Source organism: Lysobacter sp. TAF61 (genome assembly GCF_052113485.1).
Taxonomy (GTDB): domain Bacteria; phylum Pseudomonadota; class Gammaproteobacteria; order Xanthomonadales; family Xanthomonadaceae; genus Lysobacter_J.
Map to the genome: position 1 here is coordinate 114,864 of NZ_JBFRDH010000001.1, position 12,344 is coordinate 127,207.

General features: G+C 66.4%; 11 protein-coding genes. 3 read left to right on the plus strand and 8 right to left on the minus strand.

Annotated elements, in window-relative coordinates:
* The 3 genes from AB4Y64_RS00560 to AB4Y64_RS00570 all read left to right on the plus strand — a co-directional run bounded on the left by AB4Y64_RS00560 (position 1) and on the right by AB4Y64_RS00570 (position 3,887).
* Positions 1-771: a YdcF family protein gene (locus AB4Y64_RS00560; protein ID WP_441814516.1), complete on the plus strand. Its 771-nt coding sequence runs from the start codon at positions 1-3 to the stop codon at positions 769-771.
* Between the two features lie 184 nt (positions 772-955).
* The gene (locus AB4Y64_RS00565) at positions 956-2,029 is read left to right on the plus strand and encodes a polysaccharide biosynthesis/export family protein (protein WP_441814517.1); all 1,074 of its coding nucleotides are present in this window, start codon (positions 956-958) and stop codon (positions 2,027-2,029) included.
* Between the two features lie 130 nt (positions 2,030-2,159).
* On the plus strand, positions 2,160-3,887 hold the full coding sequence (locus AB4Y64_RS00570; RefSeq protein WP_441814518.1) for an esterase/lipase family protein: 1,728 nt from the start codon (positions 2,160-2,162) through the stop codon (positions 3,885-3,887).
* 84 nt (positions 3,888-3,971) lie between these two features.
* Here the strand turns inward: AB4Y64_RS00570 and AB4Y64_RS00575 are convergent, their stop codons facing one another.
* From AB4Y64_RS00575 to AB4Y64_RS00610, 8 genes are all read right to left on the minus strand, one after another.
* Positions 3,972-4,511, minus strand: a complete 540-nt coding sequence (locus AB4Y64_RS00575) for a DUF4136 domain-containing protein (RefSeq protein ID WP_441814519.1) — start codon at positions 4,509-4,511, stop codon at positions 3,972-3,974.
* 194 nt (positions 4,512-4,705) lie between these two features.
* The gene (locus tag AB4Y64_RS00580) at positions 4,706-6,487 is read right to left on the minus strand and encodes an acetate kinase (RefSeq protein ID WP_441814520.1); all 1,782 of its coding nucleotides are present in this window, start codon (positions 6,485-6,487) and stop codon (positions 4,706-4,708) included.
* Positions 6,488-6,576: 89 nt separating this feature from the next.
* Positions 6,577-7,101, minus strand: a complete 525-nt coding sequence (locus tag AB4Y64_RS00585; protein WP_441814521.1) for a hypothetical protein — start codon at positions 7,099-7,101, stop codon at positions 6,577-6,579.
* An 11-nt stretch (positions 7,102-7,112) separates the two neighbouring features.
* Positions 7,113-7,811, minus strand: a complete 699-nt coding sequence (locus AB4Y64_RS00590; RefSeq protein ID WP_441814522.1) for a C39 family peptidase — start codon at positions 7,809-7,811, stop codon at positions 7,113-7,115.
* Positions 7,808-8,266, minus strand: coding sequence for a hypothetical protein (locus AB4Y64_RS00595; RefSeq protein ID WP_441814523.1), 459 nt, complete (start codon positions 8,264-8,266; stop codon positions 7,808-7,810). Before AB4Y64_RS00595 ends, AB4Y64_RS00590 begins: the two co-directional genes overlap by 4 nt.
* Before the next feature lie 112 nt (positions 8,267-8,378).
* On the minus strand, positions 8,379-9,689 hold the full coding sequence (locus AB4Y64_RS00600; protein ID WP_441814524.1) for a hypothetical protein: 1,311 nt from the start codon (positions 9,687-9,689) through the stop codon (positions 8,379-8,381).
* A gap of 439 nt (positions 9,690-10,128) precedes the next feature.
* On the minus strand, positions 10,129-11,442 hold the full coding sequence (locus AB4Y64_RS00605) for a replication-associated recombination protein A (RefSeq protein ID WP_441815198.1): 1,314 nt from the start codon (positions 11,440-11,442) through the stop codon (positions 10,129-10,131).
* 166 nt (positions 11,443-11,608) lie between these two features.
* Entirely contained in the window at positions 11,609-12,280 is a 672-nt protein-coding gene (locus AB4Y64_RS00610; RefSeq protein WP_441814525.1) for a hypothetical protein, read from the minus strand.
* Positions 12,281-12,344 lie beyond the last annotated feature (64 nt).

Sequence of the window (12,344 nt, forward strand, 5' to 3'; positions counted from 1 at the left end):
ATGTCGCAAGCCTTGCAGAAGCTCATCGTTGGCCTGACCTACCCGCCGGCCTTGAGCCTGTGCCTGCTCGTGCTCGCGGTGGGCCTGCTGCTCCTTCGCTACCGGCGCTCGGCCGCGGCCGTATTCGCTGCAGCGGTCGCATGGTCGGCGTTGTTGTCGGTGCCCACCGCGTCGGACTGGCTGCGCGGACGCCTGGAACAACAGTACCCGCTGGTCGACGAAGCAGCGCTGCCGTACGCCGACGCGATCGTGGTGCTGGGCGGCGGCGTTCGCTATGGATGGCTCGACCGTCCTGACGTCCGCCCCGAGGACCTGCAGAACAGTCGCCTCGCGGCAGGCGCCCGCGCATGGCTGGCCGGACGCGCGCCTGTCGTGATCCTGTCCGGTGGTGGCGAGAACGCCGGCGAGGGCAGCGACGACAGCGAGGCACGGATGATGGCGACCGCCATCGAGCGGCTCGGCGTGCCGCCATCGGCATTGCTGCTGGAAGAGCGCAGCCGCAACACGCGCGACAACGCGCGATATACCGCCGCGATTGCGCGCACACGCCAGGCGCACCGGATCCTGCTGGTCACATCCGCGATCCACATGCCGCGCGCGATAGAGCAGTTCCAGGGTGAAGGCATCGACGTTGTCGCCGTGCCTGTTCCAGAGCGCGCGCGGCGCGTCAGCTGGAAAGACCGCTGGTTCCCGTCGCGAAGCGCGCTGTGGCGCAGTGGTCGCGCGATCAAGGAGTTCGGCGGCTTGTTGATGATTCGCATACAGAACTGAACACGCTTGAATTCACACTTTCTGCGTGACTTCGTTCGGCTGCGGTTGAAGTCACTGAATGTTCTCGCACCGTGCGCCGCAACAATCACGCGACATGCGCCATCGCGACACTAGGATCAAGCCATCGACCGATGCTTGCCAATGACGTGAGGGCCAGTCCTTGAAAATCATCCACAAAGTCACGTTGGCCGCTTCCATCGCCACCGCCGTTGTCGCCACCAGTGGCTGCGTACCGGGCCAGCAGATGAGCCGGCAATCGTCCGGCGACATGCAGGTGGCCGGGGGCAGTGATGTGCGCATGGTGGCCATCACCGCCGACACGGTCAGCCAGCCGCGCACACAGGCGCAGATCCCGCAGGAACTGCTTGGCTATCGCACCGAGTCCTACAAGATCCACCCGGGCGACACCATCCTGGTCACGGTCTGGGACCACCCCGAGTTGACCAGCCCCGCAGGCAACCAGCAGCAGGCTGTGACCAATGGCCGCCTCGTGCAACCCGATGGCACGTTCTTCTATCCCTATGCGGGCAAGATCAACGTCACCGGCATGACCATGGAGGATCTGCGCAGCACGCTCACCAGCCGCCTTGCCCAGTACCTTCGCAATCCGCAGCTCGACATCAACGTGGTCGGCTACGGCAGTCGCGTCGCGGTGCAGGGTGCATTCGAGGACACCGCGCCGCAGGAAGTCACCACGGTGCCGTTGACCTTGTCGCAGGCGGTCGGCCGTGCCCGCGTCAACGTCGAGCAGGCCGATCTCGCCGGCTTCATCCTCACCCGCGACGGCCGCGACTACCCGCTCGATCTCGATGCGCTCAACCGCGACGGAAAAACCGCGCCCGACATCTTCCTCAAGCCGGGCGATCGCCTGTTCCTGCCGTTCAACGATCGCAAGCAGGTGTATGTGGTCGGCGAGGTGCTGCGTCCGCAGGCGCTGACCTTCAAGACCACCGACATGTCGCTGACCCAGGCGCTGGGCCGCACTGGCGGCCTGAACCCGGTGACGTCGAAGGGTGAAGCGGTGTACGTGATTCGCGGTATCGAGGAAATGTCGCAGACGCCGGCAACGGTCTACCACCTCGACGCCCAGTCGCCGGCCGCGTTCGCGCTGGGCGACCGTTTTTCGCTTCGCCCCGGTGATGTGGTCTGGGTGGGTCCGGCTGGCGTGACGCGCTGGAACCGCTTCCTGTCACAGCTGCTGCCGCTGTCGGGCATCATCGCCAACGCCGCCGCGGCCGGAAACGATATCGGCAACTGACGGCTGCGGTTGCCGCCCGTCACCGGATCATGGTGACGGGCTGGCATCGCACGCGTGCGTTCGCTGCCCGGTTGCGGTATGACTTTGCGGGTTGGTTGACCCCTTCCCCGCACCGGAACCGGAACCGGACATGAGCCCTGCCACCACCGGCGCCGCATGGCGAGTTTCGTGGCTTCTGGGCTTGAGCCTGGCACTGAGCCTGGTCGCCTGCCGCAGCGTTGCCGATCACGATGCCACGTCCGGCGCTGGCGACTGCAGGTACGCGTCCGCGTGCACGGCCGGCGACCGCAGCGACGCCCGCCAATCCCTCGAGTTGGCGCGCATGTGGTCTCACCGCGCCGCCATGGAGGACGAGGCCCACGACAACGTGGAGGAATGGAGCTGGTGCGCAGTCGCCGCCTGGCCGGCCATGGCCGCGAAGGAGACCGCGACCGACGCGGCGACCCTGGCCACGCAATGCACCGACGCCCTGCTCGCCCGCATCCTTTCGCAACACAACGACGGCTGGAAGTCGGGGACGCAGCACATCGGCGGCGGCGAGTTCGACGTCGAGTTCCGGCAACTGTCGCCCTACCTCGAAGGCCCGCTGCGACTGACCCGCGCCAGCCAGGTACCGATGACGCTCTACGGCGGCACGCGCATGCACCGCCCCGGTTTCGGCGTCCCGTTGGCCGTGTTGTCACCCCGCTGCAGTGACCGGCCGTTGTGCAAGCTGTTGCCACCGGAGGGTGTGTTCCGCAACGCGACGGCCTGGATCGAACCCGGCGAGCCGGCCGGTTCAGACGGACGCAGGAGGCCGCGGCTCGTCATCGCCGACGCGGTGGCGCTCGATACCCTGGTGGTTGGCACTCAACGATTCGCGCTCGCCTACGACACCTCGGCAGGTTTCGCCGAGGGCGCCGGCACGTCGAAGCTCGGCCGGCTCGCGATCTGGGGACTGCTCGGCGGCGACGAGGTCGGGCGACGCGCCGGCCTCTACCTGCTCGAGGATTACGACCCCAACAAACGCCCGCTGATCATGATCCACGGACTGGGCAGCAGCCCGCTGACCTTTGCGCGGATGTCCGATGCGGTCTGGGGTGCGCCCGACCTGCGCTCACGCTTCCAGGTGTGGCACGTGGTCTACCAGACCGACGCGCCGCTGCTGGTCACGCGCAGGCGCGTCCAGCGTTACCTCGACGAAGCCTGGAACATCCTCGATCCGGAAGGCGACGATCCCGCACGCACCGGGATGGTGCTGGTCGGCCACAGCATGGGCGGCGTCGTGGCCAGGCTGCTCTGCATCGACAGCGGCGAGGTGTTGTGGAATGCCGCATTCCTGCAGCCGGCATCTTCGCTCAAGGGCGATCGCGCCGACATTGACGGCCTGGACGCCACCTTCCACTTCCGCCCCTACCCCGGCATCAAGCGCGCCGTCTTCATCTCCGCACCGCACGCCGGCAGCCCCAGCGCGACGCGCTGGTTCGGACGACTGGCGCGTGTGCTCATCGGCAAGCGCACGCCGGAGCTGCAATCGCTCAAGCGCATTGCCGATGAAAATCCGAAGGCGGTGCAGCCGGAACTGCTGATGTACTTCCAGCAGGCGCGCCTCAACAGCATCACCACGCTGCAGACGAAGCAGCCGGTGCGCGAGGCTGGCCAGGTGCTGATGCCGGTCCCCGGCATTGCCTACCACACGATCGCAGGCGCGTTGCCGGGGCGCGTTCCACCGTCTGACGGCGTGGTGCCGCTCGGGAGCGCCATCATTCCCGGCGCCGAATCCACGCTCGTGCTCCCCGTCGGCCACGACGCCCACGAGACCGACGCGGGAATTGCCGAGGTCCTGCGCATCCTGCGCGTGTCTGTGGTGAAAGACTGAACCGCGCGACGTGTCTGGCCCAAAAGAACACAAGGCCGGCGAGTCACCCCGCCGGCCCCGCGCCACCCTGGATGTTGCCGATGTCTACTTGGCCGGAGCGCTTCCGGGCGGGAACGTCGCGAACATCTTGTCGATGCCCGACTGCACCAGCGCGTTGCCCTTTTCCACTGAACTTGGAACCGTAGCCGATGCGCTGCCACGCCAGACCGCCTGCTTGGTCTTCGTATCGAACATGTCGACCACCAGGGTGCCGACATCGTAGGTGCGCACCGTAGTGGAGGCGCTGCCCATGCCCATGCCGCCCCAGCCCCAGCCACCCCATGCCGGTCCGTTGTAGAACGTGTCGATGCTCTGCTTCTGCGTCGTGGCGACGTTGGCCACCAGCGCCACGTCGGCCGATGCCTCGTCGGTCTGGCGCCAGCCCTTGGCCTGCAACTTCGCATCGACCGCCGACACGATCCGTTGCTGGATCAATGGCGAACTGGCCTCGGGCTTCTTCAGCCAGGCGTAGCTGTGGTAGTTGCCGAACTGCGCGGCCGGATCGTGATCGGTGGTCACCGTCGGCGTGGTTGCGCAGCCCGCCAGCGCGGCCGCAAGCAGCATGCCCATTGCAACGTGTTTCATGGTCTTCTCCCGTGTGAAGTAGCGGCTGCTCGCCAACCTACAGCGACGAACCCGGGCGGACATGGCCCGCGATGGCTGCGCGCTTTGCGTGGAACGGGAAATAGCCCCCACGCACGTGAAACGGACGTGAAAGCCCGCCATTGCACGCGACTGCGGGCCGACAGGGCCTGCAATCGCGCGGTGAACGGGACGGCTCAGAACGAGATCGGAACCCGGGCCGTGAAGGTCACATCCGGCGTGTCGCGGGTAACGCCGACGCCCAGTGCAACGTTGAGCGAGACCTTGTCGTTGAAGCGATAGGTGCCGCCAAGCAGCATCGTTCCCAGCGTGACACGCACCGAACCCGGCGAGTCCTTGCCGTTCTGTTCGGTCTTGCCGACCAGGCTGGTGTCGTAGCCCAGGCTGATCGAGGCCTTCTCGTTCAGCGCCAGGCCCATGCCGAGGTTGAAGCCCCAGATATCGCCGGCCTTGACGTCGCCCAGCGGCTCGGTGCCACCCAGCAGAACAGTGCGCGAGACATCCTTGCGCTCGAAGTTGTACAGGTAGCTGATGCTGCCGAAGAACACCACCGGATCGGACGGGAACAGCCAGGTCACGCCGGGCTGGACGGCCTGGAAGCCGGTACCGGTCGGCAGTTCCAGCGGCAGGCCGGTGCCGGTCGCATTGGATACGCAACGCGTCACGCAGTCGGTGACGACGTCGAAGATGTCCTTGCCGGTGCGACTCTTGTAGCGAAGCCAGCCAATGTAGAACGCCTTGTCGGGACCACCGCGGTTGAGCTGGTAGCGGGCGGTCGCCTCGATGTCGCCCATGCCGCGGCCGCTGGCATTGAAGACGTTGTCGACCGCGGTGCCGGTGAAGATTTCGCGGCTGACGGTGTCGGCGTTGAGATAGACGTAGGGAACCTTTGCTTCGAGCTCGAAGCGCCCGCCGAAGCCATAGCGGCCAGTGACCGTCGCCACGCCCGAGGTGGTCTTGACCTGGCGCACATCGATCAGGCCGATCAGGATCGCCGGAATGACGGTGAAGCCGACCAGCGCGACACGATCGTTGGCGGAGTAGCCATGTTGCAACGACGGCTCGAGCACAAACTTGCCGGCCGGCGTGAGCACACCGGGCTGGTCGAAGATCTGCGCGACTTCAGGTGGACGCGACGCCTGCTCGGGCGCCTGCCCGACCGGTTTCTGGCCGGACTCCTGCGCCACCGGTTGCTGCTGCTGTTGTTGCTGCGGCTGGGCCTGCTGTTGTTGCGGCGCAGGCTGCTGCGACGGTTGCTGCTGCTGGGCCTGGGCCACCTGCGGCGAGCCTTCCGGCACCACCACTGGCACGAACGTCTGTTGCGACAGCGATGGCACCATCCGGCTGGGTGTCACGCCGGCGCCGCGCTCGCCTTCCAGGCGCTCCTCGTCGATGGCGCGCTGGAGCTGCGCGACATTCTGTTCCTGCTGGGCAAGCGATTGGCGCAGCATGCCCAGGCGTTGCGTCTGTTCGTTGATCTCGCGCTGCAGGGCGTCAAGACGTGATTCGGCGGCGGCGATGGCTTCCGGTGTCGCCGGAACGAGGGCCGCGGTGGACGCTGCAGCAACCGCTGGCGCGGGAGCCGAAGCAGGCGGCGCCACGTGCTGCACGGCTGCTGAGGCTGCAGGTACTGCAATCGGCGCGGGCGCTGCAACCGCTACGGCTACCGGTTTGGCTACAGCAACCGGCTCAGCCGCGACTGCCGGCTTGGCCGCGGCCGCCGCCGCCGAAGCCGCCAGGGCAGCCGTCGCCGACGAGTCCGACCTGGCCTCGGCAGCACTGCGCGGAGCGGGCGAAGGCGTCGCAGGCGCCGCGGCAGTGGCCGCTACGGGCGCCGCGTCGTCACCGAGGGAATGGTGCGAGTGCCACCAGTCCTGGGCATTGGCGATGCCGGCCACCCCCAGCCAGAGGCAGGTGGCGAGCATCAGTCGATTTCGCGTCAGTGGCGTCCTTTTCATGCGGCCTCCTGTGGGGGTCCTCGGATAGAACGCAGTCGGAGCGACTTTCAGGGCGTCGGCATCGGGACGTGACGCTCAGGCCATGGATGTCACGGCGATGTCGCGGCGACCATGGCGTTCTGCAGGGCCTGGTTCATGTTCAGGTCCTGGAAGGCACTGAGCGTGTCGACGCCGACATTGACCGTGGTCAGGGCACGGATGTCCTGGTCGTTGCGCGTGTTCTGGATCAGCAGGCCGTTGAAGGTGGTCGACGGCTCGAACGTATTGCCCCCGCCCACCTGGATCACCTGGCCCTGGTTGAAGCGCGCCAGTTCCTGGGCCTGGTCGCTGGTCATGCGGCCGACATCCGGGATCTGCACCCGGGTCGAGGCGATCATTTCGCCATTGACGAAGACCGCACGCTCGATGCCGAACGACAACGACATGCCGTTGGCAGTCTGGAATCCGCCACGCATATCCTCCAGCAGCGCCGGGTCGACCGCGACCCACTCCACACCCAGCCGGTCATTACCCGGCAAGGCCGGTCCGGCCGCTGCGGCCGTGTTCGCGGCCAGACTGGCGACCGTGGCGAACGCGACCAGGCAGGTCCTGAAATGCATTGAAGGCGAGCGCATATCCCACCCCCTCAGATGTCGCCCGGCCGCTTGCGCGGCGTGACGATGTTGTAAAGGCTGTCGCGTGCAATGCCGGCATCCAGTGGCGCGGGCGGCGCAGTGCGCCAATCGCGGGCGAGATTGAAGCCGGCCAGTTCGCGCCGGTTGTGGACCACGAAAAGAATCTTGTTGTCCCACAGTTCCTCGAATCGCGAACGTGGCATCGCCCGCGTGCCGCGGGCGGGATCGCCTAGCAGCACACGGCCATTGCGTATGCCCTTGATCACGACGAAGTGTTTGTAACCGCGATCATTGAGCAGCACGATCGCCGGCAGGCCTTCCTTGAACAGCTTGTCCAGCGGCTGCTCGAAACCATCGGCCTCGAATCCGCGCGACTGCAGGTAACGGCGCATGTCGAGCAGGGAGAATCCGCGCTGGCGGATCTTTTCCTGATCCCCGCGCTGGTACATCTGCATGAAGACTTCCGACTCGGTGACCGCAATCCCGTACTGATACGTCAGCAGCGTGGCAGTCGCGGCCGAACCGCAACTGAAGTCGTACTGCTGCGGCACCGTGGTCTGGAACCGTGCCTCTTTCAGGCTGACCACGTGCAGGCGGTAGGGAGCGCCGTTGACGCGCACGTCCACGTTGCCGGCCTGGGCCAGGCCGGCCAACAGCAAACAGGCCGATGCCGCCAGAACCGCGCGGCCCCGGATAGTGCGCAGGCTCATGGAGACGGATCCGCGAACTGCACGTTCACCACCATCCCGTTCTGGATCAGCACGTTCGCGCCGGTGTTCTGGATGACGGTGTTGATGCCGTTGGAATTGGCAAACGATCCGCCCGCAAGGGCGTTGTTGCCGGTGACGACACGGTTGGCGGCGTTGTCCTCTACGCGGCCATCCAGCAGCACGTCGTTCTCGACGATATCGGCGCCACCGCGCATGTCGGCGAGCGTTTCGAGGTTGATGGACTGACCCATCGCCTGGTCCTGTACGGGTGTCTGGACAGGATCAGCCGCGGGTGCGAATGCCAGAGGATCGATGCTCTGGTCGTACTGAGTGACTTGCGGGGTGACTTGCTGGATCTGGGTGATGTCCTGGGCAGCCACCGTGCCCAACGGAAGCAGGCAGATCACGCCCGCAACGCTTGCATGAACAATGGAACGAGTCGGTCGCACGGTCATTCTCCTTTGCCATGCCCAAGCTCCCTGCCGACGCGAACGCCGGCAGGAAGTCCACTACGCGCAACACGACGCACCGGAGGCCATGGGTCTCCGGTACGTCGGGGTCAAGCGCTTATGGGCCTACGGACAGATTGGCCTGGACGGTCACACCCTGCTGGATGAGCGAGGAGAAACCGCTGTTCTGCGCAACCGTCATGATGCCGGCCGCCGACTGTCCAACACTGGTCATGTTGCTGGACATGTTGAACGAACCTGCGTCATTGGCGACTGAGCCACCAGCACCGCCGGCACCGCCGGTTGCACCGTTGCCAACGCCACCGTTGCCGACGCCACCGTTGCCGGCACCGCCGCCGCCGCCTGCGCCACCTTCGGCACCTGCTGCGCCAACCGCACCGTCACCGGCCGTTGCCGAGCCATTGCTTGCGCTGGCATCAGCATTGCCATTGGTGGCTGCACCGCCTGCCGCGCCCGCACCAGCCGATGCCGTAACCGCACCGCTCGCGCCGCCGTCACCGGCCGTTGCACCCGAGGTGCCCGTGCCTGCGCCGGAGGTAGCCGTGGAGGTTGAGGTCGAGCTCGAGGTCGAGCTCGGTGCGCCGCCAGCACCGCCCGCGCCGCCAGTGCCAGTACCGCCTGCACCGCCTGCGCCGCCAGTGTCGTCGCCGCGACCACGCGCGCCGCCGCCATTGCCACCGTCGTTGCCGCCAGCATTGCCGCCGCTGCCGCCATCACTGCCACCGGCCAGCGAGCCGGAGCCCGCGCCGGAACCGGAACCTGCCAGGCTTGCGCCGCCAGCGTCGCCGCTGTCGTTGCTGGCATTGCCGCCACGACCACTGGTGTTATCCCAGGTGTCGCCGCCGCGGCCGCCACGTCCGGCCGTTGCATCACCGATGGAGGCATCACCGGAGCTCGCGCTGCCGTTGTCGGCATTGCCACCGCTGCCGCCGTCGCCACCGTCGCCGCCGTTACCGCCGTCGCCGCCGTTGCCACCGTAGCCGTCGCCACCGTAGCCTCTGCCACCGTAGCCATCACCACCGGCTCCGCCCTTGCCACCATTGGCGCTGCCATAGTTCTTGGCGGCGTTGCCGATGTCATGGTTGTAGGTGTCATAGACCGAGCCTTCCAGCTTGGTCAGGGCGACGATGTGGCTGGAGGTCTTGGAGAAGGTGCTCGAATCGGTATAGGTGTTGGTTGCGGTACCGCTGCTTGCCGCTGAGGCCGATCCCGAGTCTGCCTTGGACCTGCCGTTGTTTGCGGTGCTGCTGTCTGCGTCGTTGTCCTGACTGTTATCAGTGGCGGTGATGTTGGCGAGGATATCGTCGCCGTCATTACCATTGCCATTGGTCTGTTGTGCCCATGCCTGGCTGGTTAGACCAAGGCCGAGGAGCACTGCCGTTGCCATCAAGCTGCTACGAATGCGCATTTTGTTCTCCTTTACGGTACGTCGATTGGCACCCGGGGGAGGCACCGGTATACGACGCATGGAACTACACGCACAGCCGGTGCCAATCTTCGTTCAGGCACGCCAAGTCATTGATCGCGCGACCAATTGCAGATGAACAAAAGTGGGTTGGCTCGTCGGCGCGCTGCACGGGCGCCGATATGGCCTCATGTCGTTGCAAATATGAAACCGGCTTTCGCCCGGTGCGCGCTGCTGGTCGGCATTGGCATGGCGCAAGCCATTGATCCGTGGTGCGCCTGCGGCGTCAGGTGCGAATTCAGCAAGTCATTGCAAAAGTGAAACGTCAGGCTTTACAGGCATCTTTCAGTAGCGCCATTTGCCATTGCGCTCAATGGGTTGCCTCGCGAATTTGCCGTATTGCAGGCGTTTCGGTGAGGCAACACACGGATAAATCTGCGTATCAGTCGTCGCCCTTGCTCACACCGCGCTCACGACGCGAGGCGTCGCGGGCGCTGCGAAGACGGTCGAGTTTTTCCTTGAGTTTCAGCTCCAGACCGCGCTCGACCGGCTCGTAATAGACACGCTCGCCCATCGCATCGGGGAAGCCGGTCTGGTCGAGCGCGATGCCACCTTGCGCATCATGGTCGTACTGATATCCCTTCGAGTACCCCAGCTGCTTCATCAGTTTCGTCGGCGCGTTGCGCAGATGCAGCGGCACCTCCTGGGTACCGTACTCACTGACGTCGCGCTTGGCCGCATTGAATGCGGCGTAGCCTGCATTCGACTTGGCCGTGCTGGCCAGGTAGAGCGTGAGCTGCGCGAAGGCCAACTCGCCTTCCGGGCTGCCCAGGCGTTCGAACGTGTCCCAGGCATCGAGCGCCATCTGCAGTGCGCGCGGATCGGCCAGTCCGATGTCCTCGATCGCCATGCGCGTCAGCCGCCGCGCCAGATAGGACGGATCGCAGCCGCCATCGAGCATGCGCGTGAGCCAATACAGCGCGGCGTCCGGGTTGGAACTGCGCACCGACTTGTGCAACGCCGAAATCTGGTCGTAGAACTGTTCGCCGCCCTTGTCGAAGCGGCGCGTGCGATCGGCCAGCACCTGCGCCAGCGTGGTCGCGGTGATTTCGCCGCCCTCGCCTTCGGCAAGTTCGGCGGCGATCTCAAGCAGTGTCAGGCCGCGACGAACGTCGCCATCGGCGGCGCGCGCGATCTGCTCCAGCGCCTCGTCATTGACCTTCAGACCGCGGCCGCCCAGTCCACGCGTGTCGTCGGCGAGCGCCTGCTGCAGTGCCAGCCGGATGTCGTCCACCGATACCGCTTCCATCACATGCACGCGGCACCGCGACAACAACGCCGAATTCAGTTCGAACGACGGGTTCTCGGTGGTGGCGCCGATGAACAGGATCGTTCCGCGCTCGATATGCGGCAGGAAAGCATCCTGCTGCGCCTTGTTGAAACGGTGCACCTCGTCCACGAACAGCACGGTGCGATGGCCTTCGCCAAAGCGAACTGCCGCTTCGGCCAGTACCTGCCGCACTTCCGGCAGCCCCGACAACACGGCCGATATCGCCCGGAACTCGGCGTCGGCGTACTTGGCCAGCAGCAGTGCCAGGGTGGTCTTGCCGCAGCCCGGCGGCCCCCACAGGATCATCGAATGCACGCGCCCGGACTCGATCGCGCGGCGCAGCGCCGAACGCGGTGCAAGCAGGCGCTTCTGCCCGACCATCTCATCGAGCGTGCGCGGTCGCATGCGCTCGGCAAGCGGACGCATCGCGTCGCGATCGACCTGCAGCAGGTCGTCGGACGCTGCCAGGTCGGAAGCGGAATTTCGGGGGGAACGGGGCACGTGCGGGCAACCTTGCCAGGGACACGCACACAATACCAAGGCGGGCGTCAGCGGCCGATGCCGCCGCTGGCCGATGCCATGGCCGACCGATTCAGCGCCCGGCCACCGGCGGCATGGCAGGCGCCGGCGGCGCGTCCACGTCGTAGTGCAGTTGCAGCCACTGGCCGCTGCGGCGGTCGTAGAACGCGGCAATGCGGATGTTGCTGCTGCCGTCGCGGCCGAAGTCGGCCAGGCCCCAGGCGTCGATCAGCAGGTAATTCTGGCCGGTCTCGACCGACTCGATCCGATCGAGCTGCAGCCGGATCGAAGACAGGCCCAGGTCCAGCCGCAGGGCGTCGACCAGGCGGTCATCCAGCTGCCGCACGATGGCGGTGTCGTTCGGCACGGGCCGGGCATCGCCGCCCGCGCCTATCGCCAGCTCGGGAACCCCGGCCTGCCCGAGCAGCACGTCGTATGAGGTGCGGAACTTGAACCCGATCCACGCCAGATCACCGGCGAATCGCATCTGCCCTTCCCCGCTGATCGAGCGCCGGCCGTCGTCGCCAGGCTGGTCGTCGAAGGCGTCAAAACGTGCTTCGACGTCGCGGCCATCGAACTGAGCGGCCAGGGCCCCGACGACCACGCCGGCCACGGCCTTCTCGATGCCCGCACGGTCCAGGGCGCGCGTGGCGACGGCGTGCGCGGGCGCAGATGGCGGGCCGGCCAGCGCCGCCGTTGCAGGCCACAGCAGCAGCACCAGCGTCCAGGCAAGGCAGTCACGCATGGGAGCAACGGTTCCAGCGGCCGCGCAAAGGGCCGCCTGCCTACCCTGAAACGAAAAGGCCTGC